27 protein-coding genes, 1 pseudogene and 1 riboswitch are annotated in these 25,525 nt (G+C 59.5%); of the genes and pseudogenes, 9 read left to right on the top strand and 19 right to left on the bottom strand.

The features are described 5' to 3' along the window. Positions 1-154 precede the first annotated feature (154 nt). The gene (locus OKC29_RS00640) at positions 155-1,492 is read left to right on the top strand and encodes a flavohemoglobin expression-modulating QEGLA motif protein (RefSeq protein ID WP_073349856.1); all 1,338 of its coding nucleotides are present in this window, start codon (positions 155-157) and stop codon (positions 1,490-1,492) included. 68 nt (positions 1,493-1,560) lie between these two features. Here the strand turns inward: OKC29_RS00640 and OKC29_RS00635 are convergent, their stop codons facing one another. Then, on the bottom strand, positions 1,561-2,142 hold the full coding sequence (locus tag OKC29_RS00635; protein ID WP_011705703.1) for a thymidine kinase: 582 nt from the start codon (positions 2,140-2,142) through the stop codon (positions 1,561-1,563). An 86-nt stretch (positions 2,143-2,228) separates the two neighbouring features. After that, positions 2,229-3,809, bottom strand: coding sequence for a Na+/H+ antiporter NhaC family protein (locus OKC29_RS00630; protein WP_011705702.1), 1,581 nt, complete (start codon positions 3,807-3,809; stop codon positions 2,229-2,231). Positions 3,810-3,895: 86 nt separating this feature from the next. Continuing rightward, a riboswitch (Lysine riboswitch) is annotated at positions 3,896-4,067 on the bottom strand. Between the two features lie 321 nt (positions 4,068-4,388). Between OKC29_RS00630 and OKC29_RS00625 the strand changes: the two genes are divergently transcribed. After that, on the top strand, positions 4,389-4,793 hold the full coding sequence (locus OKC29_RS00625) for an H-NS family histone-like protein (protein WP_011705701.1): 405 nt from the start codon (positions 4,389-4,391) through the stop codon (positions 4,791-4,793). A 66-nt stretch (positions 4,794-4,859) separates the two neighbouring features. Here OKC29_RS00625 and OKC29_RS00620 read toward each other — a convergent pair whose 3' ends face one another. From OKC29_RS00620 to OKC29_RS00600, 5 genes are all read right to left on the bottom strand, one after another. Further along, entirely contained in the window at positions 4,860-5,423 is a 564-nt protein-coding gene (locus OKC29_RS00620) for a cob(I)yrinic acid a,c-diamide adenosyltransferase (protein WP_024944049.1), read from the bottom strand. Next, positions 5,420-5,650, bottom strand: coding sequence for a DUF3820 family protein (locus OKC29_RS00615; RefSeq protein WP_005299948.1), 231 nt, complete (start codon positions 5,648-5,650; stop codon positions 5,420-5,422). Before OKC29_RS00615 ends, OKC29_RS00620 begins: the two co-directional genes overlap by 4 nt. A gap of 1 nt (position 5,651) precedes the next feature. Next, positions 5,652-6,323, bottom strand: a complete 672-nt coding sequence (queE, locus tag OKC29_RS00610; protein WP_162275664.1) for a 7-carboxy-7-deazaguanine synthase QueE — start codon at positions 6,321-6,323, stop codon at positions 5,652-5,654. 61 nt (positions 6,324-6,384) lie between these two features. After that, a complete protein-coding gene (gene queC, locus OKC29_RS00605) occupies positions 6,385-7,092 on the bottom strand; it encodes a 7-cyano-7-deazaguanine synthase QueC (RefSeq protein ID WP_073349852.1) in 708 nt (235 codons plus the stop codon). 22 nt (positions 7,093-7,114) lie between these two features. Then, the gene (locus tag OKC29_RS00600) at positions 7,115-7,801 is read right to left on the bottom strand and encodes a tRNA-uridine aminocarboxypropyltransferase (protein WP_073352411.1); all 687 of its coding nucleotides are present in this window, start codon (positions 7,799-7,801) and stop codon (positions 7,115-7,117) included. Here OKC29_RS00600 and rrtA point away from each other — a divergent pair. Then, positions 7,731-8,309 (top strand): rhombosortase, encoded by a 579-nt coding sequence (gene rrtA, locus OKC29_RS00595; protein WP_224480301.1) that lies wholly within the window; start codon positions 7,731-7,733, stop codon positions 8,307-8,309. The genes OKC29_RS00600 and rrtA overlap by 71 nt on opposite strands. A gap of 47 nt (positions 8,310-8,356) precedes the next feature. On the opposite strand, the gene pyrF is transcribed toward rrtA, so the two are convergent. The 6 genes from pyrF to cmk form a co-directional block, all read right to left on the bottom strand. After that, positions 8,357-9,058: an orotidine-5'-phosphate decarboxylase gene (pyrF, locus tag OKC29_RS00590; protein WP_043122241.1), complete on the bottom strand. Its 702-nt coding sequence runs from the start codon at positions 9,056-9,058 to the stop codon at positions 8,357-8,359. Positions 9,059-9,159: 101 nt separating this feature from the next. After that, positions 9,160-10,326, bottom strand: coding sequence for a lipopolysaccharide assembly protein LapB (lapB, locus tag OKC29_RS00585; protein WP_073349848.1), 1,167 nt, complete (start codon positions 10,324-10,326; stop codon positions 9,160-9,162). Positions 10,327-10,335: 9 nt separating this feature from the next. Then, a complete protein-coding gene (locus OKC29_RS00580; RefSeq protein WP_011705692.1) occupies positions 10,336-10,620 on the bottom strand; it encodes a LapA family protein in 285 nt (94 codons plus the stop codon). Positions 10,621-10,776: 156 nt separating this feature from the next. Beyond that, a complete protein-coding gene (gene ihfB / locus OKC29_RS00575; protein ID WP_011705691.1) occupies positions 10,777-11,061 on the bottom strand; it encodes an integration host factor subunit beta in 285 nt (94 codons plus the stop codon). A 95-nt stretch (positions 11,062-11,156) separates the two neighbouring features. Beyond that, entirely contained in the window at positions 11,157-12,827 is a 1,671-nt protein-coding gene (gene rpsA, locus OKC29_RS00570; RefSeq protein WP_011705690.1) for a 30S ribosomal protein S1, read from the bottom strand. Between the two features lie 93 nt (positions 12,828-12,920). Next, positions 12,921-13,613: a (d)CMP kinase gene (gene cmk, locus OKC29_RS00565; RefSeq protein WP_045790090.1), complete on the bottom strand. Its 693-nt coding sequence runs from the start codon at positions 13,611-13,613 to the stop codon at positions 12,921-12,923. 248 nt (positions 13,614-13,861) lie between these two features. Here cmk and ribA point away from each other — a divergent pair, with 248 nt between their 5' ends. Beyond that, positions 13,862-14,455, top strand: coding sequence for a GTP cyclohydrolase II (gene ribA / locus OKC29_RS00560; RefSeq protein ID WP_010634253.1), 594 nt, complete (start codon positions 13,862-13,864; stop codon positions 14,453-14,455). Positions 14,456-14,533: 78 nt separating this feature from the next. On the opposite strand, the gene cysB is transcribed toward ribA, so the two are convergent. Together cysB and OKC29_RS00550 are read right to left on the bottom strand one after the other, a co-directional pair. Beyond that, positions 14,534-15,508 (bottom strand): HTH-type transcriptional regulator CysB, encoded by a 975-nt coding sequence (cysB, locus tag OKC29_RS00555; protein ID WP_010634254.1) that lies wholly within the window; start codon positions 15,506-15,508, stop codon positions 14,534-14,536. A gap of 73 nt (positions 15,509-15,581) precedes the next feature. Beyond that, on the bottom strand, positions 15,582-16,457 hold the full coding sequence (locus OKC29_RS00550; protein ID WP_044799810.1) for a LysR family transcriptional regulator: 876 nt from the start codon (positions 16,455-16,457) through the stop codon (positions 15,582-15,584). Between the two features lie 93 nt (positions 16,458-16,550). On the opposite strand from OKC29_RS00550, the gene OKC29_RS00545 reads away from it, so the two are divergent. After that, entirely contained in the window at positions 16,551-17,759 is a 1,209-nt protein-coding gene (locus OKC29_RS00545; protein ID WP_073349846.1) for an MFS transporter, read from the top strand. Between the two features lie 46 nt (positions 17,760-17,805). On the opposite strand, the gene OKC29_RS00540 is transcribed toward OKC29_RS00545, so the two are convergent. The 4 genes and pseudogenes from OKC29_RS00540 to OKC29_RS00525 all read right to left on the bottom strand — a co-directional run bounded on the left by OKC29_RS00540 (position 17,806) and on the right by OKC29_RS00525 (position 22,058). Beyond that, positions 17,806-18,360 carry a VOC family protein gene (locus OKC29_RS00540; RefSeq protein WP_044799808.1) on the bottom strand — a complete coding sequence of 185 codons (555 nt, stop codon included), beginning with the start codon at positions 18,358-18,360 and terminating at the stop codon, positions 17,806-17,808. Further along, positions 18,354-19,118 (bottom strand): annotated as a pseudogene (locus OKC29_RS00535) (DNA repair protein). The gene OKC29_RS00540 and the pseudogene OKC29_RS00535 overlap by 7 nt, the downstream one beginning before the upstream one ends. 188 nt (positions 19,119-19,306) lie before the next feature. Next, positions 19,307-20,032: an oxygen-insensitive NADPH nitroreductase gene (nfsA, locus tag OKC29_RS00530; RefSeq protein ID WP_073349842.1), complete on the bottom strand. Its 726-nt coding sequence runs from the start codon at positions 20,030-20,032 to the stop codon at positions 19,307-19,309. A gap of 88 nt (positions 20,033-20,120) precedes the next feature. Next, positions 20,121-22,058, bottom strand: a complete 1,938-nt coding sequence (locus OKC29_RS00525; protein WP_044799806.1) for a putative bifunctional diguanylate cyclase/phosphodiesterase — start codon at positions 22,056-22,058, stop codon at positions 20,121-20,123. A gap of 166 nt (positions 22,059-22,224) precedes the next feature. Between OKC29_RS00525 and OKC29_RS00520 the strand changes: the two genes are divergently transcribed. The 4 genes from OKC29_RS00520 (at position 22,225) to OKC29_RS00505 (ending at position 25,467) form a co-directional block, all read left to right on the top strand. Then, a complete protein-coding gene (locus OKC29_RS00520; protein ID WP_073349840.1) occupies positions 22,225-22,926 on the top strand; it encodes a DUF2982 domain-containing protein in 702 nt (233 codons plus the stop codon). A 73-nt stretch (positions 22,927-22,999) separates the two neighbouring features. Next, positions 23,000-23,938 carry a LysR family transcriptional regulator gene (locus OKC29_RS00515; RefSeq protein WP_011705681.1) on the top strand — a complete coding sequence of 313 codons (939 nt, stop codon included), beginning with the start codon at positions 23,000-23,002 and terminating at the stop codon, positions 23,936-23,938. A 54-nt stretch (positions 23,939-23,992) separates the two neighbouring features. After that, positions 23,993-25,027 (top strand): response regulator, encoded by a 1,035-nt coding sequence (locus OKC29_RS00510; protein WP_073349838.1) that lies wholly within the window; start codon positions 23,993-23,995, stop codon positions 25,025-25,027. Between the two features lie 8 nt (positions 25,028-25,035). Beyond that, the gene (locus tag OKC29_RS00505; protein ID WP_005346525.1) at positions 25,036-25,467 is read left to right on the top strand and encodes a PAS domain-containing protein; all 432 of its coding nucleotides are present in this window, start codon (positions 25,036-25,038) and stop codon (positions 25,465-25,467) included. The last annotated feature ends 58 nt before the right edge of the window (positions 25,468-25,525 follow it).

Below are 25,525 nucleotides of genomic sequence, written 5' to 3'. Positions count from 1 at the left end.
ACGACACAATTGGGATCAAGGGGCGCAGTCTAAACCAATTTTCCGGCAACCAAAAGCGCACTGGCCGGATAAGCACCTGCCTCGCTTCTTTTTGGCAAGCCGCCTGCATATACTCACCCCATTCCAGCGCCACACTCGCCCCACAGGGGGCTAAATGACCATCCAAGAAAAGTACCGCCTGCATCTGAAATCCCTCTCGGATGAACTCTTGATCCTGCAAAAGCCCATCCGCATTCTGGATGCCATCAAGTGGCCCCGTCACCTGCAGGCCGACTTTCTGGCCAGTGGAGGACGTACGCTGCCGGCCGTCGACAAAGCCTTCTATGATGGCCTGCCCCTCGGCTTCGATCCCCGCAACAAGTATCTGGAGCTCAAGGAGCTGCGGGACCGGATCCGCCGCCGGCTCGGCCCCCAGGACGAGCTTGGCCGCATCCTGCAGGAGACGGTGGATCAATACATGGTGGTCATCGAGATGCTGCGCCAGCGCGGCCAACCGGACTTCCTGCGCTACAGCCAGCTGCTGTACGGTTCGGCTGGCGATCACCTGCGCGGCGATCGCAAGACCCTCAAGGAGCTGGGCGCGAGGCTGTGCGACATCTTCTCCCTGCCCGGCGCCCGCCACTTGGTCCGCCCCTACCCCAAAGAATACGAGGGGGAAGCGGCGGTGGCCAAATTGCAGGGCAAGCTGTCGAGCTATTTCAGTGACGGCACCGTGCAGGTCAAGCTGAGCGATGGCATCGTCTCGGACGCGGCGGCCGGCGGCGATTACATCAAGCTCAACTCCCACGCCCGCTTCTCCGAGCTGGATCTGCAAGTGCTGGAGGTCCACGAGGGCTGGGTGCACGTGGGCACCACCCTCAACGGGCGCCAGCAACCCTATGCCACCTGGCTCAGTGCCGGTTCGCCGCGCATCACCGCCTGTCAGGAGGGGTTGGCGGTGCTGATAGAAACCCTCACCTTCAGCTCGTTCCCGGACCGGGCCAAGCGTATCTCGGATCGGGTGATGGCCATCGACATGGCGGAGCGCGGCGCCGACTTCATCGAAGTGTTCCAGCACTTCGTCGGCCAGGGCACCAGCGAACACGACGCCTACAAGATCACCCAGCGGGTGTTTCGCGGCGGCATGGTCGAGGGGGGCGCCTGCTTCACCAAGGATCTCTCCTATGTGAAGGGCTATGTGGAGACGGTCAACTTCATCCGCAGCGCCGTGCTGGAGGGGGTGCCCGAGATCCTGCCCATGCTGTTTGTCGGCAAGGTGACCCTGGACGACATCCCGGTGCTCTATCAGCACTATCTGGAGGGGCTGATCAGTGCGCCCCGTTATCTGCCCCCCATGTTTCGCGATCTCACCGGCCTCTACGTCTGGTTCGGCTTCGCCTCCGGCATGTCGCTGGTGGATATCGGCCGGGTGCAGCAGCACTTTCGCCAGCTGTTCCACCGCCTGCCGGTGGCCGATCCCATCATAGCCCCCGTCGACATCGAGATTGACTGAACCGCCAGCAACAAAAAAGGCGCCAGATTGGCGCCTTTTTCTATCAACTCATCGCGATGAAGAGCGGGTTATTTGAAGGCCCGCCCTTCCAGATAGTGTTTGCGGCACAGAGAGACATAACGATCATTGCCACCGATCTCCACCTGTTCGCCATCGCGCATCACCTGGCCGGCTTCATTGACCCGGGAGTTCATGTGTGCCTTGTTGCCGCACCAGCAGATGCTTTTCAGCTCCTCGAACTTGTCGGCCAGGCAGAGCAGGTGGTAGGAGCCGGGAAACAGCTCGCCACGAAAATCGGTCTTGAGGCCGTAGGCGATCACCGGAATGTCCTGCTCATCGACGATGCGGGCCAGCTGATAGACCTGCTCCTTGGTCAGGAACTGGGCTTCATCGACGATGAACACGTCGATGTGCCGCTCGGCATGGCGGGCTTTTACCATCTCGAACAGATCGCAGCTATCGCTGAATACCTCGACTCTCAGCTCCAACCCCACCCGGGCACTGATCACCCCGACCCCGAAGCGGTCGTCGATGGCGGGTGTCATGGCCAAGGGATGCATGCCCCGCTCCAGATAATTGAAGTGCGCCTGAATGAGCTGGGTCGATTTGCCTGAATTCATGGTGGCAAACTTGTAGTGCAGTGAAGCCATGGTACTGTTCCGAAACTGAATTTATGGGGCGCATGCTAACCAAAGCCCCCAACAAAACCAAGGGGCCTTGCGGCCCCTTGTTCTTTTTATGCGATGGCCAGGTCCGCTTGGGACCTTGCCTTGCGCAAATGGTAGCTGGAGAAGATGACGAACCAGAGCGCACTGACACTGAAGCCTGCCAGCACCGAGTGCATCAGCCCCATCACCAGATAACCGAGGGCGGCGCCGAAGGCGATGGCCAGGGCATAGGGCAGCTGGGTCATCACGTGGTCGATGTGGTGGCAGCCGGCACCGGTGGCAGACAGGATACTGGTGCTGGAGATGGGCGAGCTGTGATCGCCGAACACGGAACCGGCCAGCACGGCGGCCAGCATCGGCAGCATCAGCGTGATGTCACTGGCCGCCGCCATGTCGCCGGCCAGCGGCAGCATGATGCCGAAGGTGCCCCAGCTGGTACCGGTGGCAAACGCCATGGCACAGGAGAGGATAAAGACCACGGCAGGCAGCACTTCGATGGGCAGGTTGCCGTTGGCAAGCGATGCCAGGTACTTGCCGGTCTCGACGTCACGCACCACGGCGCCGATGGTCCAGGCAAACAGCAGGATGTTGATGGCCGGCAACATGGCCATGACCCCTTGCGGCGCAGCCTTGATCCAGTTCTTGGCGCCGAGCTTGAGACGCATGGCCAGACCGATGGAGACCACCAGGCTGCACAGGGCGCCATACACCAGGGACGAGCCGACGTTGGTATTCTCGAACGAGCCGAGCACGCTGAACGGCTCGCCATTGGCGGCCAGCACGGCGGCGCCGGAGTCAATCATGAAATAAACAGTGGCCGCAGTCAGGGTCAGGATCGGCAGTACCATGTCGATCATGCCGCCGTTGCTCTCCTCCGGGCTCTCCATGTCCAGGCCGATGGGGCGGCCCTTGGACTCATCCCACAGCTTGCCTTCCAGCGCCCACTGCTCGTGCTGACGCATCGGGCCGATGTCGAGCTGGAACGCGATCACCACCAACACCATGATCAGGGTGAACACCGCATAGAGGTTCATCGGGATCATCTCGACGAAGGCGGAGATGGGGCTCTGCCCGGTGATGCCGTGAGCCGCCATAATCCCGCCTACCAGGGCGATGATATACGCCCCCCAGGAGGAGATGGGCATCAGCACGCAGACCGGGGCGGCGGTGGAGTCCAGCAAGTAGGCCAGCTTGGCGCGGGAGATCTGGAAGCGGTCGGTCACCGGACGGCAGATGGCCCCCACCGACAGGCTGTGGAAGAAGTCATCGATGAAGAAGGCAAAGACCATCATGCCGGTCAGCGTCTTGGCCCCCTTGCGGGTCTTGGCGCGCTTGGCGGCCCACTCGGCGAAGGCCCGGGTCGCACCGGAAACGCTCATCAGGCTGATGAGGCCGCCCAGCAGCAGCATGAACAGCAACATGTTGATGTTGTCACGGTTGAGTGCCCCGTCGACCCAGAAGATCTTGAGCACGGTGTTCAACATGTAATGCAGGGAATCGAGGGGAGAAAACTGGTTCAGCAGCAGGCTGCCAGTAACTATACCCACCCCCAGCGACAGCAGGACGCGGCGGGTCAGAATTGCCAGGGCAACGGCCAGCAGGGGTGGAATGATTGACCAACCGGAGTCGGCGTAGTGAATGATGTCCATGATCTCTTTGCACCTAAAGACAGCAGGTGGAGATCTACCGAGAGGATAAAGAAACAAAACCCATGGGGAGGTAATACTCCTCAGCCCCTTCAGGTAGCGCTCCATAGTGGATGACTATGGCAGTCCTGCACCTATTAGATGCAGAACCAGCAGCCCGGTATGATGGCCTGGCCACTTCGGCGCTGACTCCTTTCCTCGTGCATCACAGGCATCACCCTCCGCACAAGTAGTCATAGGCAGCGCGCCTCTACTTAAAGGTATTCGAGGCACATTTTATCGTGCCGGCACGTTATAGCAAGTTTTTTGATTAAATCACCAAATGGCGTGGCTTAAAATGGCATGGTGGTAGTCAAATGGTGCAAACATTATGATTTTGTCGCTATTTTCATCTATCAAGAACTCAGTCGAGTATGTACATTGCCAATATTGCTGAATCGGGGCTGAATCCAAAATAGATCACTTAATTTCCACTATGAATTTATTAATTCAGCTGACTTGACTTGATCATAAATGGCCGTATAAATTAGCCAAAATTACTATATCTATTTAATTCACTCTTTTGCTCGCGTGGTGAACACTATGAACGAATTTTTGAAAGTCCTGCTGAATGTCCGTAGCCTGCGTGCCGCTTGCCGTGAGCTGACGCTGGAACAATTGGAAGAAGGTCTGGAAAAGCTCTCCGCTATTGTCAGCGAGCGCCAGCAGGATGAAGCCGCCGAGCGTCAGGCTCGCGAAGAACATCTGCGTAAAATTAACGAATATGCCGAAATGCTGAAAGCCGCCGGTATCGATCCGGCCGAATTGGTTGGCACCGTGGCCGTTGAACCCGCCAAGGCCAGCAAGGGCAAACGTGCTCCCCGCCCGGCCAAATACCGTTATATGGACAACGGCGTGGAAAAAACCTGGACCGGCCAGGGCCGCATGCCTTCCGTGATTGCCAAGGCCGTTGCCGAAGGTAAATCTGTCGAAGAATTTGCCATCTGATAAAGCCGTATCGGCGCAATAAAAAACCTCGCATCGCGAGGTTTTTTATTGCCTGTAGCCTGACTATCAGCCCCGCTCTGCCGCCTTGACCCAGAGCACTTCGGGGGTCGCCGTACAGGCCAGCAGATAGCGGGCAATGGTGAAGAACCAGTCACTCAGCCGGTTCATGTAGGGCAGAATGGCCGGATTGAGCTGCTCGCTGCGGCTCAGGGTCAGCAGCAGACGCTCGCAGCGCCGGGTGAGGGTTCGCACCACATGGGCTTGTGCCGCTGCACGGGAACCACTGGGCAAAATAAAGTTGCGCAGCACAGGTAAATTGGCGCTGTAGGCATCAATTTGTTGCTCCAGCCGCACGGTCCACTCATTATTCACCTGCCAGATGGCAGCTTCCTGAGCGGCGCTGGAAAATGCCAGTTCCCCGCCCAGATCGAACAATTCCTGTTGCAATAATAACAAGTCAGCCAATAATCCGGTTTCGGCCGCAGGCACCTCGGCAATAAGAAGACCTATATGAGAATTTAATTCATCAATATAACCATAGGTTTCTACCCGCATATCGTCTTTGGCCAGTTGCAGCCCATCGGCCAGGCGAGTCATGCCCTTGTCGCCCTGCCTCGTATATATCCTCATACCGACATCCTGTTAATAATGGGAACAATCATGGATTCAAGCCCGTTGAGCTTGATTTCATAGGCCAGCGCCAGCGTTTGACCAAGTGAACCTGCGGGAAAACCGGTGCGGGCCAGCCACACCAGATAAGGCTCCGGAATATCGATGATGCGACGCCCCCGATATTTTCCGTAAGGCATCTTGTTGGCCAGGGACAACAATACCCGCTCGTCGGACAACCACTCCATCTCAATCGATATCCAGATATTTATGGGTCTGGATGGAGAGCCGCCAATTGCGGGCAATGCAGGTTGCCATCGCCAATTGAGTTGCCCTGGGTTTCTGGCTGATGGGTTGCAGCGCGATCACCACGTTTTCACGCAAGCTGGCGGTGGCCAGCAGCGCATCCAGCTCCTCCACATGGCGCTCGGTGGCCACCGGATGCTTGATCTCGTTGGCCCGATCGAGGGCAGAGACCAGCACCGGCAGCCCTCCCTTCATATTGATCTTGGGGGATACGGTGACCCAGGTCTGCTCATGGGTCTGGATCTCGCTGGTACCGCTGGTTTCGATCTGCACCTGATAACCCGCCTCAATCAGGGCGGCAGAGAGACCCTGCAGATCATAGAGGCAGGGTTCCCCACCCGTGATCACCACGTGGCGCGCCTGATAACCGAGCTGCTGGAAGCTGGCCAGGATCTGCTCCGTGCTCATCTTGCTCCAGCCATCGGATTCGTTGGAGCAGTCGAGTACCGCCTGTACCCCCACTTCACGAGCAGGATCGACCACCCAGGTATGACGGGTATCGCACCAGGGGCACCCCACCGGGCAGCCCTGCAGGCGAACGAAGATGGCGGGCAGGCCGGTAAAGACCCCCTCCCCCTGGATGGTCTGGAATATCTCGTTGATTGGGTAATGCATCTTGGTCACGGCTGGTTGCAAAAGTCGCGGATTATACCCCAAGCATGGCCGAGACGCAGGTTCAGCATCCGCTTTTCTCGCCCAGCCCGGTTTTTTGGTGCAAGCGTGCCGCCACGCCCGCCTTGTCGGCCAGGTACTGCTGCAGGCCGCGGCTGCGCAGATCGCAGGCAGGACAGGCACCGCAACCGTCGCCGGCAATGCCGTTGTAGCAGGTGAGCGTCTGCTGGCGCACGGTGTCGAGGTGGCCGTAGTGATCCGCCAGTGCCCAGGTCTCGGCCTTGTCGAGCCACATCAGCGGGGTCTCGAAGCGAATGGCGCGATCCAGCCCCAGCGAGACGGCCTGATTGAGCGCCTTGACGAACTCGTCGCGGCAATCCGGGTAACCGGAGAAATCGGTCTCGCACACCCCGGTGATCACCGCCTCGGCCCCCACCTGGTAGGCGTAGATGGCGGCCAGGGTGAGGAACAGGATGTTGCGGCCCGGTACGAAGGTATTGGGCAGGCCGTTGTCCTGCAGCTCGAAGCTCACCGGGATCTCGTCCCGGGTCAGGGCCGAGATGGCCAGCTCGCCCAGCATGGTCACGTCCATCACCTTGTGGGCAGCGATGCCGAGCCCACTGGCCAGACGGCGTGCCGTCTCGATCTCTTCCCGATGGCGCTGGCCATAATCGAAGGTGATGGCGTGCACCTCGTCATAACGGGACAAGGCCTGGACCAGGCAGGTGGTGCTGTCTTGACCACCACTGAATACCACGACGGCTTTTTTCACGAATAACTCTCCTCTGGGCAGTTCAACTGCGCCGGCCCTGGGCAAAATCGTGCCACTGCCGGTTCAAATGGGTAAAAAGGGTCATCAGCGGGGCGAAGCGATCGGGCGCCCTCTCCCACTGGGACAACAGATGGTAGCCCGCTTCCAGGGTCGACAGCGCCTCTGCAAACGGCTTCTTGCGAATGGAATATTGCCCCGCGACGGCGTCCAGCTTTATCCGCGGCAGCTGCTGCAACTCAGGGTTGCTGTGCAGCATCCGGTAGGCCTTGCGCCAGGTTCCATCGAGCAGCAAAAAACAGACCCGGCGAGCCGGCTCGACCGCCTCCCTCTCCCGTACCCTGGCAAGCGAGATGGCTTTCTCATCCGGCCACAGCAGATAACACTGCAGCGCGGGATCGGCCAGCAAGGCCGCCAGCTCGGGGACGTCGGCCACCTGTTCGCCCACATGCAGGCGGGCCTGCGCCAGCGAGGCGGCCAGCAGGATGGCGGTTCCCTTGGGATGCCCGACTTCGCTCGGATGCTGCAAAATATGGAGAGGGGCGAGATGCGGCACCTGCCGAATATAATCACACAGACAGGCTTTGAGGGCTCTGGTGCAACGTGTACAGTAGCGGCTCTTGTTGTCGTCGGACTGTTTCATGTTGTCAGAAAAATCAGGATTGCTCTGGGTCATCACGCTTTCACTCGCCAGTTTGCTGCTCTTTTTCATCGTGCCGAATCACCAGCTCTCCTTCGATCGCACCCTGATAGCCCAGGGTGAAGGGTGGCGCATCATAACAGGCAATGTGGCCCACACCAATCTGTGGCACCTGCTGCTCAATCTGAGCGGGTTGTGGGTACTTTACAGCCTGTTTCGCGAATACCTGACCGGTTTTAGGCTGCCGCTGCTGCTGTTGCTGCTCGGCGCCGCCGTCGGGCTCGGTATCTGGTGGTGGTGTCCCCAGACCCAGTGGTACATGGGATTGTCGGGTGCGCTGCACGGCCTGTTCGTCTGGGGGGCGCTGCAGGATATCCGCTATCGCCGCTACTCCGGCTGGCTGATGCTGGCAGGGGTGGCGATCAAGCTCGGAGTGGACTTCTACAGTGCGGGAGAGAGCCCGGTGTCCGCCCTCATCGGCGCCAGGGTACACATTGAATCACATCTGATTGGCTCGGGCGCAGGCCTGCTGCTCGGCCTGCTCCCGATCACCCTGCGCGAGCCCGCTCCCAAGGAGTGAGCCGCCCCTGATGCAATGCCGGCCCCATCGGGCCGGCATCCTGTCCATTATCGATTTGCCAGCTCTGCGTTGATGTCTGCCAGCATGGCGGCAGGATCGGCCGCCTGGGTGATGGGGCGGCCAATCACCAGATAGTCGGCCCCCGCCTCCACCGCCGCCAGCGGTGTCATGACCCGGCGTTGATCCCCGGCAGCCGAGCCAGTGGGACGGATCCCCGGCGTCACCAGCTTGAAGTCGGCACCGAGCAGCGCCTTCAATTCACGTGCCTCTTCGGCAGAGCAGACAACTCCATCGAGCCCCGCCTCCTTGGTCAATTTGGCCAGCCGGATCACCTGCTCGGCCGGGCCGACAGTGAGCCCCAGCGGCGCCATATCGGCCTGCTCCATGCTGGTCAGCACGGTCACCCCGATAAGCAGCGGCGCCTTGTCGCCATAAGGCAGCAGCGCCTCCTTGGCGGCCCGCATCATCCGCTCGCCACCGCTGGCGTGCACGTTCACCATCCAGACGCCGAGCTCGGCACTGGCGGCTACCGCCTTGGCAACGGTGTTGGGAATGTCGTGAAACTTCAGATCCAGAAAGACATCAAATCCCTTGGCAACCAGCTGACGCACGAACTGGGGGCCAAACAGGGTAAACATCTCCTTGCCTACCTTGAGACGGCACTGGGCCGGGGAGATACGTTCAATGAAGGCGAAGGCATCGGCCTCGTGCTGATAATCCAGCGCAACCAGTACTTTGGGATCTAGCATCTCACTTCCTATCGATGGTTATTCGCCGCCCGGAGCTTGGCCCCGGCTCGACCTGAAAACACCAGGCCGCAGGGGCCTGGCTCATGATCTTGTGGTGGCTCTTACTCCCCGTCCAGGCCGCGGATCGGCTTGATGGACCCCCACTGGCGGCAGGAGGGACACTGCCAGAACAGGGAGTGGGTGGCAAAACCGCACTGCCGGCACTTGTGGGTGGATTTGATCTTGATCTGCTCGCCGACCAGCTGCTGCAAGAGCTCAAGGCTCTCCTTGGCAGGGCCCTCCTCAGCGCTTGCCAGCTGGAAGCCCACCAGCTGATAGAAGCCCTTCATGGAGGGATGACGGCGCAATTGGCGCAGCACCAGCGCACGGGCCTGACTCAGACCATCGCGCTCTTCTACCAGCTTGGCCAGTGCCAGGGTCACGCTGACGCCGGCATGATCCTCCACCGCCTGCTCCAGCAGAGGAATGAGATCGTGGGCACGACCAAGGCGCTGATAGCACTCATTGAGGGAGGGAATGGCTTCGGAGGCAAAGTCGATATCCTGCTCGAACACCCGCAAGAGATCCTTGCTGGCCTGCTCGTACTCCCCTGCTGCCATGGCCAGTTCCGCCAGACGCAGGCTGGCACGGGCACAGGCGGGGTTGACGCTGAGCGCCCGCTTGAACTTGGCAAGCCCGGTGGGTTTGTCCCCTTCACGCAAGGCGCTCTCTGCCTGCTCGCAGTAAAAATGGGAGATCGGCTCGGCCAGCTTCTTGCCCTGAAACTTCTGCAGCCGTACCGCCACGTCGATAGCCTTGTCCCAATCCCGCAGTTGCTGATGAATGATCAACAGCTGGGCCAGCGCCGTCTCTTCATAGTCGCTGTCATCGCACAGCTCGTTCCACAGCGCCTCGGCCCTGTCCAGTAGACCGGCAGCAAGAAAATCGCGTGCCAGCTCCTGCAACGCCAGCTGGCGCTGTTCCCGGGTCAGCTGGCGGGTGACCAGGTTCTGGTGGATCTTGATGGCGCGGTCCACCTCGCCACGCTGGCGAAACAGGTTGCCGAGGGAGAGGTGAGTTTCGATGGTTTCGCTGTCCACTTCCAGCAGCTGGATAAAGAGATCCACCGCCTTGTCTGACTCATCGGACAACAAATAATTGAGGCCCGCCACGTACTGGCGGGAAAACTGGTTACTCTGTTTCTGGGTGTCCTGGCGAACACTCCTGCGCCCCATGTACCAGCCGTAGCCGGCAGCAATGGGCAACAGCAGGAAAAGCAGTTCAAGCATCGAGGGACATTATTCCTTGGCAGCCGACCGAGCCAGCTCCAACTCGCGGGATTGACGGCGCATGGTGCGATTGAGGGTGCGATTCTGCATCTTCAGACGCAGGAACAAGAGACCGAATACCAGCCAGCCCAGCAGGAAGCCACCACCAAAAAAGAATCCCAGCAACATGGAAAGTGAAAACTCACCCTGGGCAATCAGATAGTTGAACTGCACCAGCTGGCCATTTTGCGAACCGACGGCCAGGGTCAGAATAAACACCAGCACCAGTGGAATGAGGGCCAAGATACGCTTCATAGGAGCTCCCTGTCAGTATCTAATGAAAGGCTGATTATCCTTAAAATCACCGGCAGACTCTAGAGCGAATGGGAAAAGACTTGGAGAAACCGGACAATGGCCACAAGGCAAACCATAAAAACAAAAAAGGCATACCCAAGTATGCCATTTTCTGCATTATTCAGCGATGTTCACACGCTCGCGTAACTCTTTGCCAGGTTTGAAATGGGGAACATATTTCCCGGTCAATTCAACCTTGTCCCCGGTTTTGGGGTTGCGGCCCACGCGGGGGGCACGATAGTGCAGTGAAAAACTTCCAAATCCACGGATTTCAATCCGGTCGCCGTTTTGCAAAGTCGATGCCATCTGCTCAAGGATCTCCTTGATGGCAGCTTCGACATCCTTGGCCGGCATATGCATGCGGCTGGCAGCCAATTGTTCGATGAGATCTGATTTGGTCATAACGTTAAATCTCCTTCCCCGATCACATGCAATATTCATTACGCCAATGATAAAAAAGGGCGGCGTGACACGCCGCCCTTTTCTTGCATCAAGGATTATTCACCCTTGGCGGCTTTGAACGCTTCAGCCATGGCATTGCTGAACACAACTTCTTCTTGTTGGTTCAGGCTGTCGATAGCAACACGCTCATCAGCCTCGTCCTTAGCGCGGACAGACAGGCTTACAGTGCGGTTCTTGCGATCAACGCCCATGAACTTGGCTTCAACTTCGTCACCAACAGACAGCACCAGAGTGGCGTCTTCTACGCGGTCACGAGCAGCGTCGGAGGCACGCAGGTAGCCTTCTACGCCGTCAGCCAGTTCGATCACGGCACCCTTGGCATCAACCTCGGTAACCTTACCCTTCACAATAGCACCTTTCTTGTTGTCAGACAGGTACTTATTGAACGGGTCTTCTTCGATCTGCTTGACGCCCAGGGAGATGCGCTCGCGCTCCGGGTCCACTTGCAGAACAACGGCTTCGATCTCGTCGCCCTTCTTGAATTCACGCACGGCTTCTTCGCCCTGGTTGTTCCAGGAGATGTCAGACAGGTGAACCAGGCCGTCGATGCCGCCATCCAGACCGATGAAGATACCGAAGTCAGTGATGGACTTGATCTTGCCGGAAACACGGTCGCCCTTGGCGTGAGTTTCGGCAAACAGCTGCCACGGGTTGGATTTGCACTGCTTCAGACCCAGGGAGATACGACGACGCTCTTCGTCGATGTCCAGAACCATCACGTCAACCACGTCGCCAACGTTAACAACCTTGGACGGGTGGATGTTCTTGTTGGTCCAATCCATCTCGGATACGTGTACCAGGCCTTCCACGCCTTCTTCGATTTCAACGAAGCAGCCATAGTCGGTCAGGTTGGTCACGCGGCCAGACAGACGGGTGGTCTCCGGGTAACGCTTGGCGATAGCAACCCAGGGATCTTCGCCCAGCTGCTTCAGACCCAGGGATACACGGGTACGCTCGCGGTCGAACTTCAGAACCTTGACTGCGATCTCGTCGCCAACGTTGACGATTTCGGAAGGATGCTTAACGCGCTTCCACGCCATGTCGGTGATGTGCAGCAGGCCGTCAACACCGCCCAGATCTACGAATGCACCGTAGTCAGTCAGGTTCTTGACGATACCCTTAACTTCTTGACCTTCTTGCAGGTTAGCCAGCAGGCTTTCACGCTCGGAGGTGTTCTCGGTCTCGATCACGGCACGACGGGAAACAACAACGTTGTTGCGCTTCTGGTCCAGCTTGATGACTTTGAACTCGAGTTCTTTGTTTTCCAGGTGAGCGGTGTCACGGATCGGACGCACGTCAACCAGAGAACCCGGCAGGAAGGCACGGATGCCGTTCAGTTCAACGGTGAAACCACCCTTGACCTTGCCGTTGATGATACCGATAACGGTAGCTTGCTCTTCGTAAGCTTTTTCAAGCTGCAGCCAGGCTTCGTGGCGCTTGGCTTTTTCGCGGGACAGCTTGGTTTCGCCGAAACCATCTTCGATAGAGTCCAGAGCCACGTCAACGGAGTCGCCTACGTTGATTTCCAGCTCGCCCATGGCGTTCTTGAATTCTTCAGCCGGGATAGCGGACTCGGATTTCAGACCGGCGTCAACCAGTACGAAACCATTTTCGATAGCAACGACAGTACCCTTGACGATGGAACCTTGACGGGTTTCAACGGCGTTCAGGGACTCTTCAAAGAGTTGAGCAAAAGATTCGATCATTGTTTATGTCACAAATGAAACATCCACTTGCAATCCGGCACAAGCGGGGTTGTTTTAAATTATCTGCGCCATCCATGGTGCAGACGACTGACATCAGTTTGTACTGACATCACCAAGTTTTTGCTCTGCATAGGCAAGCACCGTTACCAGCACTTCGTCTATGGACATGGCGGTTGAATCCACCACGAGAGCATCTTCTGCCGGTTTAAGGGGGGCAACGGCGCGATTTCTGTCGCGATCGTCACGTTCCCGAATCTCGGTTAAAAGACGCTCAAAGTTAACATCAAAGCCCTTATCTTGCAACTGCTTATAGCGGCGGGCAGCCCGTTCTTCGGCGCTGGCGTCGAGGAAAATCTTCACCTCGGCTTCCGGGAACACCACGGTGCCCATGTCACGGCCGTCGGCGATGAGGCCGGGGGCTTGGCGAAATGCTCGCTGACGACGCAGCAGGGCTTCGCGCACCCGCGGGAAGGCGGCGATTTTACTGGCGGCATTGCCCACTTCCTCGGTACGGATGGTACGGGAGACATCCTCCCCTTCCAGCACAACCTTCACCTGCTCGGCATCGACCTGGAACTGCACGTCCAGATTGGCAGCCAGGGGAACCAGCGCAGCTTCGGCATCGAGCTCTACATCGTGATGCAGGGCGGCCAGGGCCAGCACCCGATAGATGGCGCCGGAATCGAGCAGGTGCCAACCCAGTTTTTCAGCCAGCAACTGACACAGGGTGCCCTTGCCTGCACCACTCGGGCCATCAATTGTCATCACGGGGGCCATCTGCGGCATAACGTCTCTCCTGCACACTTGTTGCACACATCCCGGGAGGGATGGGGTAATGGGCGCCGATTATACCCAAATGTGCCGAGCCTGGCAGTCGTCGTGGCACACATTTGCGCAAAACCAGTCGCAACTGTCCTCTTTGTGTACCGCCAGGCAAACCATTAAGTTGTGCAAGGTTTTGTTCTTATGGTTGTTCCGCACAAGGCGCGCTAAACTGGCCGCCCTTTTTAAGCAGCTGTAGTAAGGAGCAACCTATGAGCAGCGTTACCCTCGTGGCTAAATCCAAGTTGCCGACCCCCTGGGGCACTTTCACGCTGGTAGGCTTTCAGGAAACCGGCACCGGCAAGGATCACGCCGCACTGGTGATGGGCGATATCACGGGCGATGAGCCGGTGCTGGGTCGCATTCACTCCGAGTGCCTGACCGGCGATGCCCTGTTCAGTCTGCGTTGCGACTGTGGCTTCCAGCTGCAGGCTGCATTGGAAAACATCGCCAAGGCCGGCCGCGGCGTCTTGTTGTACGTCCGCCAAGAAGGCCGTGGCATCGGCCTGCTCAACAAGATCCGGGCCTATCATCTGCAGGATCAAGGCGCCGACACCGTCGAGGCCAACGTGGCGCTCGGCTTTGCCGCCGACATGCGCGATTACACCATCTGCGCCGACATGCTCAAGCAGCTGGAGGTGAAATCCCTCAAGTTGATGACCAACAACCCGCGCAAGATGAAGGCGATGGAATCCTTCGGTATTCCGGTAGCGGAGCGGGTACCCCTGCAGGAAGGGCGCAATCCCCACAACGAGTTCTACCTCTCGACCAAGGCCAACAAGCTGGATCACATGTTCAAGAAGTGATCCCACCTCGCCGCTCGTCGCCATGAAAAACGCCTCCCATCGGGAGGCGTTTTTTGTTGCTCTCATATCGCCGCGGCGCTAGCGGATGGGCAGCTCGATATCGGCAAACATGGCATCCACGTCGTCGCTGGAGCGCAGGGCAATGGCACGCTCCACCACGTCCCGGGTCAGATGCGGGGCAAAACGGGTCATGAAGTCATACATGTAGGTACGCAGGAAGGAGCCCTTGCGAAAGCCGATCTTGGTGGTGCTGTGGGCAAACAGGTGGCTGGCATCGAGCGCCACCAGATCGGTATCGACCTGGGGATCCAGCGCCATGGTCGCCATTACGCCGATCCCCACCCCCAGCCGGACATAGGTCTTGATCACGTCCGCATCGGTGGCGGTAAAGACGATGTTGGGCTCAAAGCCGGCCCGGTTGAAGGCGGTGTCGAGTTCGGAGCGGCCGGTAAAGCCGAACACATAGGTCACCAGCGGGAAGCGGGCGATGTCGGCGATGGAGAGCTTGCCCACCTGGGTCAGCGGGTGGCCCTTGGGCACGATCACGCTGCGGTTCCAGTGGTAGCAGGGCAGCATGATGAGATCTTCGTACAGGTGCAGCGCCTCGGTGGCGATGGCAAAGTCGGCCTGGCCCTTGACCACGGCTTCGCTGATCTGGGTCGGCGTGCCCTGGTGCATGTGCAGGGAGACTTTGGGAAAGCGCTTGATGAAGCCCTTGATCACATCAGGCAGCGCATAACGGGCCTGGGTGTGGGTGGTCGCAATGTGGAGCGTGCCCTGCTCGGGGTGAGTGTGCTGACTCGCCACCGACTTGATGCTCTCCACCTTGCCCAGGATCTCGTTGGCAATCTTGATCACGTCCCGCCCAGCCGGGGTGATCTGGGTCAGATGTTTGCCGCTGCGCTCGAAAATCTGGATCCCCAGCTCATCTTCCAGCATGCGCACCTGTTTGCTGATCCCTGGCTGAGAGGTGTAGAGGCTCTCTGCCGTTGCCGACACGTTCAGTCTGTGGTTGGCAACCTCAACGATATAACGCAATTGTTGGAGTTTCATGATGTTAGGCTCTAAAGGCGACTTGAACTAATACTAACAAACTTTTGCCTGATAGCCTTTCCTTCTTGGCCATTTATGGCTGTGCCTGCGCCAGCAAAAAATCCCGCAAGGCGCGGTTCGCCATGGAGAGCGGATCCCCCCGCCGCCACGCCACGCACAGATCGAGAAAGATCGGGGGAGCAAACGGGATCCCGGTCAGGGCGGGCTCTTCGTCCAGCGCCATCCGCAAGAAGGTGGTCACCGCAAACCCCTGCTTCACCACCGCCTTGAGCAGCGGGATGAGGTTGCTCTCAAAGGCGATATCGGGCTCGCAGCCCAGCTCCTGGGCCAGCGCTTCCATGTGCTCGCGGTGATAGAAGCCGCGGCGAAACATCGCCAGCTCCTGGCTGAAGAACTCGCTCAGCGATACGCTCCGGACCTGACGCAGCGGATGCTCCTCCCCCACCACCATCAACATCTCTTCACGCAGCAGCTGGGCCCCCTCCAGCGCTGGCGGCAGATCGCTGGTGATGAGGATGGCAAGATCCAGCGAGCCGTCCACCATGCGGCTCAACAGCTCGCGGGTGCCCGCCTCCTCCACCCGGATCTTGAGGCCGGGGTAGCGATGCTTGAAGGCCATCAGGAGCGGCGGAAAGTAATAGGAGCCCATCATGTAGGGGATGCCGATGCGCACCTCTCCACGCTCCAGCCCCTTGAGCTCGGCCATCTCGGCCTCGGCCTGATGCATCTGGCGCAGCAGGCGCTCGGCATGGCGGCAGAGCACCTCCCCTTCCGGGGTGAGCCGCACGTTGCGATCCTGACGGTCGAACAAGCGCAGCTCGAGCTGCTGCTCCAGCTTGGCGATGGCCATGCTGATGGCGGGCTGCGCCACGTGCAACCCGTTGGCCGCCTTGGTAAAGGAACCGGCATCCCGTACCGCCAGCAGATAGGTGAGCTGTTTCAGGTCCATATCAATTTGTCTTATCAGATGGATAACTTAAATATATTATATTTATGTTCTGGCGCGCACTAACCTGCAACAAAGCTGTCAGGACAATTGCATATGATCGAAGTCGGTAGTCGTGAATGGATCCGCGCCACCCTGGCCCTCAGCCTGGGCTCCTTCCTGGTGTTTCTCAATCTCTATCAAACCCACCCGCTGCTGCCGCTGCTGGCCGAGGTGTTCTCCGTCAGCTCGCTGTCGGCCGGCTGGACCCTGGCCGGCTGCACCGCTGGGCTCGCCACCTCGCTGCTTGTCTGCGCCCGGCTGGCGGATCGCTTCGGCCGACGCAGGATCATGCTGTGCAGTCTGACCGGCGCCATCCTGCTATCCCTGCTCATCAGCCTGGTCAGTCAATTTGAACAACTGCTGCTGCTACGGATCCTGCAGGGGGTCCTGCTGGCGGGGCTGCCCGCCACCGCCATCGCCTACATGGGGGAAGAGTTCAGCAAGCGGGCCCTGCTCTCCGCCGTCGGCGTCTACATCGCCGCCAACTCGTTGGGGGGCATCGCCGGCCGGGTGGTCGGCGGTCTGCTGGCTGGCTGGTTTGGCGACTGGCAGCACACTTTTCTCGGCATCGGCCTCATCAGCCTGGCGTTGCTGCCTATCGTCATCTGGCTACTGCCGGCCCAGACCCGTTTCGTGCCCGTCATCGCCAAGCCGGGTCAGTTTCGCCAGGCGATCGCCAGCCACCTCGGCAATCCGCTGCTGGTGGGGGCCTACCTCATCGGCGGCCTCAACTTCATGGTGTTTCTGAACCAATACAGCTACCTCACCTTCCTGCTGGCCAGCCCCCCATTCTCCTTGCCTACCCAGTGGCTCGGCATGCTGTTTCTGACCTATCTGTCGGGGACGGTGGCCTCCTCCCTCAGCGGCCGCTGTGCCCATCGCTGGGGCGCGCAGCGCCTGCTGCTGGTCGGCATAGCCCTGATGGCGCTCGGCAGCGCCCTACTGCTGGGCGGCTCGCTCGGCGCCATCCTCTCAGGCCTGCTCATCTCGAGCTTCGGCTTTTTCCTTGCACACGCCTGCGCCAGCGCCTGGGTCGGCCAGCACGTGGAGTGCAACCGGGCGCTCGCCTCGTCGCTCTATCTGGTGGGTTACTATCTGGGGGCCAGTCTGGGGGGGCTCTATCTGCACCCTTTCTGGGAACAGGGAGGGCTTGGGGGATTGGTGCTCGGCATCGAGCTGGTACTGGTCATCACGGCGGGGTTGAGCCTCTGGCTTGGCCACTTGAAGGGGCGCCCCGCCCGCCCCCGCATCTGCCATCCCTGATGCTATCTCGGCTATGAAACGGGGCCGGTCAAGCGGCCCCGTTTCATCAAGGCTGGTCGTAGTAGCCGGCAGGCACCGGCACCACGGCGCCGCTCACCAGCTCTTCCTCGATCACCTCGGCCAAGGTGCGCAGATGAAATTTGATCTGCCCAGAGGCCAGCATCACCACCACGTCAGGATTGCGCTCATCGCGCAGGTTACCGGTTTTGAAGGGCACCTCGGGATGGGCTGCCAACAAGGCGTCCAGCGAAGGCACCACCAGTTCGATATGTTCCAGCCCAGCCTGGTGGTTGCGACCCGGTTTGGGCGCCGCCAGCTCGATGCAGGGCACGATGCCATGGGTGTGGGGCACCGGTTGATGCAGGCGGTAGGTGGCGATGGGCCGTCCGCCAATCATCCCCTCCACCAGCAGGTCACCATGGCTTGCCAATAGAGCCTTCAGAGCCTGGTATTCCGACAGGGTGGCGGCCCGGTAGCAGAGGTGGTCCACCTCGATGGCGGCGGGATGGATGGCGAGGGCTTCCAGCTCGGTCAACAGCTGGCAAACAAATGGGGCCATCGGCCCCAGTGTGGTATCGAGTGAGTGCGACATAATCACCATTTCTTCTTGGGTTGGAACAGGACGTCCAGCTCGTCCGCCTCTTTGTCCTTGATGCTTTGCAGCTCTTTCTCGCTGTGCTCCTGCAGGTGGGCATCGAGTCCGGCCAGGCCCTGCCGCATGTCCTCTTCACGGGCCATCAGGTAGGGATCCTTGTCGGTGACGCTGGCCAGGGCTGAAAGCCCCTTGGTGTAGAGCTGCCGGCAAGTGCCGAACTGCCCCTGGATCTGGGCATCCATGGCCCGCTTCACCAGGTTGGCGATGTTGATCTTGAGCTGCATCAGCTCGAGGCGGCGATCCTCTTGGGCAAAGCCCTGCGGATCTATCTTGCCCTTGTTGTGTTCGACCCGCAGCACGGCCCGCATCTTCTTGACCAGCTGCAGCATCTGGATGGCCTGGCGATCAGACTCCGGGGTCTTGAAGTGCCCCTCATCCTGGCTGCTGTAGTTCTCCTGCACGTTCTTGATCTGGGTCTGCACGTCGGCAATGCGCTGCTTGAGCTGGCCGCTCGGCATCACCAGGGCGATGGCGCGATAGGCATCGAGGATCCGGTGCTGCAACAGCAACACTATGTTCTTGGAGAAGGGCACCAGGTTGACGTTAAGCAGCATCTATTCGGTTTCATCCACCACCGACTTGTGGCGGGCGATGGCGTGACGCTTGTCGGCCTCTGCCTTCTGCTTATATTGCTGCACCACGTTATAGGCGATGACCAGAAACAGGAGTGCGCCAATAGACAGCAATACCAAGGTTAAAATCATAGGAAGTCCAAACTCCTGTCCCAATCCAATTGCGTGATCCTACAACAGCTTACCTAGTTAAGGTAGTCCGCAGCGCGGAGCTTGCCCCCGATTTGTTGTGCCCAGACGGGCAGGAGCACAAGGGAAAGCCAGGATCACGCGGCGCTGGCGACACCGCCATTACCCCTTAGTATCGCCCATCGGGCCCATTACTTGAGGTTGAACCCTCTGGATCGCAGGAAATCCTGCATGAAGGGGCGTGCCTCCTTGCCCAGGATGCCCCGGATCTGGCCGCTCCAGCTCTGCTGCTTGTTGTTGCTGCTGCGGGACTGGTAGTAAGCCTCGATCTGCTGGTCGTAGCCGGCAAGCAGTTCGCGATCCAGTTCGGTCTGATAGCGGTTTTCATGCACCACCAGGGCCCGAGGCAGGCGGGGTTTCTGTTCGGGCGCCTGGGCGGGGTGGCCGAGGCAGAGGCCGAACAGCGGGATCACCTGATGCGGCAGCCCCACCGCCTCGCTCACGGCGGCCGGATTGTTGCGGATCCCACCGATATAGACGCCGCCAAGACCCATGGATTGGGCTGCTAGCAGGGCATTCTGGGCCATCAGGGCGCCGTCGATGGCACCGATCAGCAGTTGCTCCACAAAGCCGGTCTGGGCATCCGGCACCACGTCGCAGTGGCGATGGTAGTCGGCGCAAAACAGCAGGAACTCGGCGGCCTGGGCCACGTAGGCCTGGTGCCCCGCCAGTTCGGCCAGGCGGCTGCGCAGCGCCTTGTCGGTCACCCGGATGATGCTGTTGGCCTGCAGGAAGCTGGAGCTGGAAGCGGCCTGGGCCGCGCTCAGGATCTGGTCGAGCTGAATGTCGGTGATGGGCTCGGCGGTGAATTGACGAATGGAGCGATGGGCGAGAATAAGGTCGAGAGTCGGGTTCATGTTGCCTCCAGAGACGAAGCCCACACTCTACCCAAAAACAGCGAGGGGCCCAAGGCCCCTCGCATTAACACCGCAGCAGAGTAATCCGCTAGCCTGCCAGCGGATAGCGGCCAGCCTTGCAGCTGACCATGAAACAGCTCTCTTCCACCTGCGCCACCGTCATCGGCTTGCTGAACAGGAACCCCTGAAACACGTGGCAGCCCTGGGTGCGCAGGGCGGCGAGCTCGTGCTCATCCTCCACCCCTTCAGCCATGATGCCAAGACCCAGGCTGGTGGCCATGGCGACGGTAGCGCGGATCACCGGCAGGTTGAGGCCCACCACGAAGGAGCGATCCAGCTTGATGGTGTCGATGGGCAGCCGGTTGAGATAGGCCAGCGACGAGTAGCCGGTACCGAAATCGTCGATGGCAATCTTGATCCCCTGCGCACTCAGAGCGTCGAGGATCTCGATGCACCCCTTCATGTCCAGCATCAATACCGTTTCGGTCAGCTCCAGCGTCAGCAGGCTGGCCGCCACCCCGAACTCCTTGAGCTGCTGGGCCACCAGTTCAGGCAGGGCGGAAGAGAGCTGGAAGCCGGAAAGATTGACCGACACCGGCACGTTTACCCGCCACTCCCGTTGCCAGTGGGCCATCTGGGCCAGCGCCGTCGACAGCACCCAGCTGCCTATCTCGCGGATCAGCCCCATCTCTTCCGCCAGCGGGATGAACTCCACCGGCGAGACGTGGCCCAGCACGGGATTGTGCCAGCGCAGCAGCGCCTCGTACCCAAGCAGCTTGCCCTGTGCCACATCCACCTGAGGCTGATAGCAGAGGCTCAGCTCCCCCCGCCCGATGGCCTTGGCCAGGAACTGCTTCAGGGTCAGCTTGCGATGCAGAGTCTGCTGCATGCTGGGGGTGAAGCGCTGCCAGCGCAGCCGGCCCATCTGCTTGGCCTGGTACATGGCCATGTCGGCGCGGGTGATAAGGTTGTCGCCGTCGTCCGCATCGTCCGGATAGATGGCGATGCCGATGCTGCCGCCGATGGTCACCTCGGGCACGCCGCTCAGCTGCAGCGGCTTGGTCATCTGGGAGAGCATGAGGTCGGCTACCTCCTGCGCCCGATCGCTCGAGTGGCTGAGCGGCACCAGGGCAGTGAATTCGTCGCCACCGAGCCGGGCCAGCTCCACATCGCGCGGACAGATCTGCTTGAGCCGGCCGGCAACCCGCTCCAGCAGCCGATCACCGGCCTTGTGGCCGTAGTTGTCGTTGACCAGCTTGAAGTTGTCCAAGTCCATGAACACCAGCGCAAAACGCCCGCCCAGCCCGCAATAGGCCTCCAGCGATTTCATCAAGCCATAGCGGTTGAGCAGGCCGGTCAGCGAGTCGTGCCAGGCCAAGTGACGGTGTTCCAGCTCTTCCAGCTTGCGGTCGGTGATGTCGCGCATGGTGAGCAGGATCTGGGCCCCCTGCTGAATGTGGCGAAACTGGTACTGAAACCAGCGCATCCCCTTGAGGGTGCGGCACTCCCCCTCGGCCACCACTTCATCGAGGCGGGAGAGCTTCTGGTAGAAAGCCTCATCATTGCCGGAGAAGAGCTGGGAGAGGTAGCGGATCTGGTTGCCGAAACACATGTCGAAATGGTGGTTGCCGCTCTCCAGCTGGCCCTGATTGTCAAACAGACAGGCCAGGGTATCGCCGGTGGCGAGCGAGGACTCCTGATAGAGGGTATCGGCGTCGATCACCGCTTCGGTCATCATCATCAGCCGACCCGCCAGCTGGATGCCGGAGAGACGCAGGTAGATCTGCTTTTTCACGCCCTTGGGGGAAAGGGTCCACCACTCGCTGTAGCTGCGCCCCTGCTGGAAATCCCCGAGGTAACGCTGCAGCAGCAGATCGATGGCCTGTGCCATGTCGGCCGAGAAGTCGCGCGATTGCAGTTCGCCCAGCGAGCTTGCTTCCCACACGCTCAAGGCGGCGCGATTGGCCCAATAGATGTGGTGATGCCGGATGTCATAAACCCAGATTGGGGTATGCAGCACATCCATCCCGTTCAATAACCGTTCGTCTAGCGTATTCATCTAATATGGTGATTCATGATGTGTGATCACAGGGAAACCCAGCGACGGAGGACCCTCCCGGGCACCCGGTGCTGGTACAAAATCGGATCCAGCCCATAATGTGAAACAAGCATGCGCAAAGGGCTGACTTCATATGAAAACGCTACATGTGAAACCCATGGTCAGAAAAAACGGACTCACGTTGGTATTGTTGGGCATCATAGTAACCATTACTATGATTTTTATACTTTTTTTATTCGGTGAACAACCACTAATCCCCCTCGTCTCCGGCCTGCTGGCGGGTCTGATGATGATATTTATCGGCTCATTGAAGCTGATTGAACCACATTTCAGTCTCTCGCTCTGTCACGATTGTCTGCAATATCACCATAAATACGGCGGTTGGATCCTGAAATGGAGAAATATTCAGCGAATAGACCAGCCGCGCATTCATCTGGGCTGGGATCTGGTCCCCCTGCCCTATATCGGTTTGAAAATAAAAGATTACGACGATTTTTTGACATTGATCACACCCAGATTGGCAGTACGCCTGCTGACCGAGCAACGCAGCGTCTTGCTACAGGCACTGCGCAGCGAACAACCGGCCTGCAGCAGCGGGGGTTGTGCCTGTGCCTTTCAGGGCGAGGGATTGCTGGAAGAGAGCCATTTTCGCTCTCCCTCCGGCCAGCGCTATGAGGGGGTGATCGCCATGCTGGCCAACCGCATGGCCCGGCTGCGCGAGCTGCTCGGCTACGATCTGCTGGTGCCGGACAACAGCCTTGACCGGGATCCGGTCGAATTTGTCCGGCTGTTGCACCAGTACCAGCGGGAGTCGAATCTAATCCAGATCAATTAAACGCCGGATTGAGCTTGCCAAGGCGGGCGCCTCTTCTTAAGGTCACTGGCTTGTTACACCCAGAACACCGCTTATGAAGTACATCGAAGAGTTCTATCTGTTCGTCAAGGTGGTGCAAGAGGGAGGCTTCTCCCACGCGGCTGCCGCACTTGGCATGCCAACCGGCACCATCAGTCGACGTATTTCTCAGCTGGAAGAGCAGCTCGGCTGCTCCTTGCTACACAGATCCACCCGCAAACTCCGCCTCACCGACGAAGGATTGCGCTACTACGAGCGCCTGTGCACCCCGCTGGCCGCGATCGAGCAGGCCACTGGCGAGATCCAGGGCAAAGAGGCCGACATCAACGGGGTGATCCGTCTGGCGGCCCCCATCGCCCTCTCCAACACCATCCTGGTCGACATGCTGGCGGACTTTGGCCTGCACTACCCCGAGGTGCAGTTCGACATTACCCAGACCAACGACCACCAGCATCTGTTCGACAACGACCGGGATCTGGTGTTCTTCAACGGCGAGCTGCCACAATCCTTGCCCAACGCACTCTGCCTTGGCCACATCGAATACGGCCTGTTTGCCTCCCCGCTCTATCTGGAGAAGATGGGTACTCCGGCGCATCCCGCCCAGCTGGAAGAGCACGCACTGATCTACTGCTGGCCACACCAGCACTGGCAGTTGACCGATAGGGACGAGCAGACGGTACAGATCAAGCGCACCGCCAAACTGACCGTCAACCAGACCCAGGCTGCCGTCCGGGCAGCCAGACGCCACCTGGGGATCGTCAATGCCCCGCTCCACTACGTGCATCCCTTCCTGCAGGATGAGCAGCTGGTCCCGGTACTGCCCGACTGGAAAACCGGCAACCGGCCCTTCTATATGTTGCGCTGCCAGCCTCAGTTTGCCCCGCTGCGTGTTAAGATGTTCGCTGAATTTGTTGAAAAATATTCAGCGCGCTACCGGAATCGCCAATGGGACAATCAATTTTCACCGGCGACCAGCCTGTCCCATTGCATCTGACCGTTGGCGGGCCACACTTATAGCAATCCTCGTTGACCAGGCCAGCCTAACACTATGAATGTATTGATATGTGATGACTCAGGATTCGCCCGTAAACAGCTGGCCCGCGCCCTTCCCGCCGACTGGGACGTGACGCTGCATTACGCCGCCAACGGGCTGGAAGGGATAGAGCAGGTGCTGATGGGTCATGGGGATCTGATCTTTCTCGACCTGACCATGCCGGAAATGGATGGCTACGGCGTGCTGGAGACCCTCCAGCGGGAGGGGCTGCGCAACAAGGTCTTCGTGGTCTCCGGCGATATCCAGCCGGAAGCCTATCAGCGAGTGATGGGGCTGGGAGCGCTGGATTTCATCAAGAAACCCGCCGCACCGGAAACCCTCAGCGCCCTGCTGAAACAGCACGATCTGTGGCAGGCCAAAGGCGCCGCCACTGCCCATGACACCCGGCCCACCGGCCAGAGTGTCAGTGATGTCGGCAGCCTGGATACCGGCATCAAGATCAGTCCCGAGGTGCGCGACGTCTATCAGGAGCTCGCCAACGTCTCCATGGGCCAGGCCGCCGACCTGCTGGCCCGCCTGCTCAACGCCTTCGTGGTGCTGCCCATTCCCAACGTCAACGTGCTGGAAGTGTCCGAGCTGCACATGGCCCTCTCGGCCGCCGCCGACTCGGATACCCTCTCCGCCGTCTGTCAGGGCTTCATCGGCGCCGGTATAGCCGGCGAGGCGCTGATCCTGTTCCACGATTCCAGTTTCAAGGATCTGGCCCGGCTGATGAACCATCAGGGCGTGCTCGATCGCAACGCCGAACTGGAACTCCTGATGGATACTGCCAACGTGCTGATCGGCGCCTTTTTGCGCGGTTATGCCAGCCAGCTCGATACCCCCTTCAGTCAGGGCCACCCAGTGGTACTCGGCCAGCACAGACCCATCAACGAGCTCATCAACACCAACAAGAGCCGCTGGCGCCGCACCCTTGCCATCGAGATCAACTACCGGGTCCAGGATTACGCGGTGCAGTGCGATCTGCTGCTGCTGTTTACCGAAGATTCCATCGCCACCATGAACAACAAAATCATGCACATGCTCTAGGAGTGACCATGGAAATCCGTGAATTTCATTGGCTGATGAACATAGTCCAGAACCTGGATGTGGGGCTGGTGGTGCTCGACAAGGAGTACAAGGTGCAGGTGTGGAACGGCTTCATGGAGAGCCACAGCGGCCGGTTGGCCGGCGAAGTGCGCGATGGCGTGCTGTTCGAACTCTTCCCCGATGTGGATCGGGCCTGGTTCGAGCGCAAGGCCAACATGGTGTTCAAGCTCAACAACCGCGCCTTCAGCACCTGGGAGCAGAAACCCTATCTGCTGCGTTTTTCCAACTACCGCCCGATCACCGGCTCAGCTCCCCACATGTTCCAGAACCTCACGCTGGTGCCGCTGGCCGATTTTGGCGGTCAGGTGACTCACATCGCGGTAATGATCTACGACGCCACCGACGAGGCCATGCTGATGAGCGGCCAGCGCCAGGCGTGACCCGCTTTTTTCTCAACAATCAAACAGGGCGCCTTGGCGCCCTGTTTGATTGAGTGAA

Source organism: Aeromonas sp. QDB34 (genome assembly GCF_027705405.1).
GTDB lineage: Bacteria > Pseudomonadota > Gammaproteobacteria > Enterobacterales > Aeromonadaceae > Aeromonas > Aeromonas hydrophila.
This window is presented reverse-complemented; position numbering and strand designations above follow the sequence as displayed.

What these genes read in the sequence shown, in the direction of transcription:
- OKC29_RS00640 (WP_073349856.1), top strand. Translation starts at nt 155, where the DNA reads ATGACCATCCAAGAAAAGTACCGCCTGCATCTGAAATCCCTCTCGGAT.
- OKC29_RS00635 (WP_011705703.1), bottom strand. Translation starts at nt 2,142, where the DNA reads ATGGCTTCACTGCACTACAAGTTTGCCACCATGAATTCAGGCAAATCG.
- OKC29_RS00630 (WP_011705702.1), bottom strand. Translation starts at nt 3,809, where the DNA reads ATGGACATCATTCACTACGCCGACTCCGGTTGGTCAATCATTCCACCC.
- OKC29_RS00625 (WP_011705701.1), top strand. Translation starts at nt 4,389, where the DNA reads ATGAACGAATTTTTGAAAGTCCTGCTGAATGTCCGTAGCCTGCGTGCC.
- OKC29_RS00620 (WP_024944049.1), bottom strand. Translation starts at nt 5,423, where the DNA reads ATGAGGATATATACGAGGCAGGGCGACAAGGGCATGACTCGCCTGGCC.
- OKC29_RS00615 (WP_005299948.1), bottom strand. Translation starts at nt 5,650, where the DNA reads ATGGAGTGGTTGTCCGACGAGCGGGTATTGTTGTCCCTGGCCAACAAG.
- queE (WP_162275664.1), bottom strand. Translation starts at nt 6,323, where the DNA reads ATGCATTACCCAATCAACGAGATATTCCAGACCATCCAGGGGGAGGGG.
- rrtA (WP_224480301.1), top strand. Translation starts at nt 7,731, where the DNA reads ATGTTGTCAGAAAAATCAGGATTGCTCTGGGTCATCACGCTTTCACTC.
- OKC29_RS00600 (WP_073352411.1), bottom strand. Translation starts at nt 7,801, where the DNA reads ATGAAAAAGAGCAGCAAACTGGCGAGTGAAAGCGTGATGACCCAGAGC.
- pyrF (WP_043122241.1), bottom strand. Translation starts at nt 9,058, where the DNA reads ATGCTAGATCCCAAAGTACTGGTTGCGCTGGATTATCAGCACGAGGCC.
- lapB (WP_073349848.1), bottom strand. Translation starts at nt 10,326, where the DNA reads ATGCTTGAACTGCTTTTCCTGCTGTTGCCCATTGCTGCCGGCTACGGC.
- OKC29_RS00580 (WP_011705692.1), bottom strand. Translation starts at nt 10,620, where the DNA reads ATGAAGCGTATCTTGGCCCTCATTCCACTGGTGCTGGTGTTTATTCTG.
- ihfB (WP_011705691.1), bottom strand. Translation starts at nt 11,061, where the DNA reads ATGACCAAATCAGATCTCATCGAACAATTGGCTGCCAGCCGCATGCAT.
- rpsA (WP_011705690.1), bottom strand. Translation starts at nt 12,827, where the DNA reads ATGATCGAATCTTTTGCTCAACTCTTTGAAGAGTCCCTGAACGCCGTT.
- cmk (WP_045790090.1), bottom strand. Translation starts at nt 13,613, where the DNA reads ATGCCGCAGATGGCCCCCGTGATGACAATTGATGGCCCGAGTGGTGCA.
- ribA (WP_010634253.1), top strand. Translation starts at nt 13,862, where the DNA reads ATGAGCAGCGTTACCCTCGTGGCTAAATCCAAGTTGCCGACCCCCTGG.
- cysB (WP_010634254.1), bottom strand. Translation starts at nt 15,508, where the DNA reads ATGAAACTCCAACAATTGCGTTATATCGTTGAGGTTGCCAACCACAGA.
- OKC29_RS00550 (WP_044799810.1), bottom strand. Translation starts at nt 16,457, where the DNA reads ATGGACCTGAAACAGCTCACCTATCTGCTGGCGGTACGGGATGCCGGT.
- OKC29_RS00545 (WP_073349846.1), top strand. Translation starts at nt 16,551, where the DNA reads ATGATCGAAGTCGGTAGTCGTGAATGGATCCGCGCCACCCTGGCCCTC.
- OKC29_RS00540 (WP_044799808.1), bottom strand. Translation starts at nt 18,360, where the DNA reads ATGGTGATTATGTCGCACTCACTCGATACCACACTGGGGCCGATGGCC.
- nfsA (WP_073349842.1), bottom strand. Translation starts at nt 20,032, where the DNA reads ATGAACCCGACTCTCGACCTTATTCTCGCCCATCGCTCCATTCGTCAA.
- OKC29_RS00525 (WP_044799806.1), bottom strand. Translation starts at nt 22,058, where the DNA reads ATGGATGTGCTGCATACCCCAATCTGGGTTTATGACATCCGGCATCAC.
- OKC29_RS00520 (WP_073349840.1), top strand. Translation starts at nt 22,225, where the DNA reads ATGAAAACGCTACATGTGAAACCCATGGTCAGAAAAAACGGACTCACG.
- OKC29_RS00515 (WP_011705681.1), top strand. Translation starts at nt 23,000, where the DNA reads ATGAAGTACATCGAAGAGTTCTATCTGTTCGTCAAGGTGGTGCAAGAG.
- OKC29_RS00510 (WP_073349838.1), top strand. Translation starts at nt 23,993, where the DNA reads ATGAATGTATTGATATGTGATGACTCAGGATTCGCCCGTAAACAGCTG.
- OKC29_RS00505 (WP_005346525.1), top strand. Translation starts at nt 25,036, where the DNA reads ATGGAAATCCGTGAATTTCATTGGCTGATGAACATAGTCCAGAACCTG.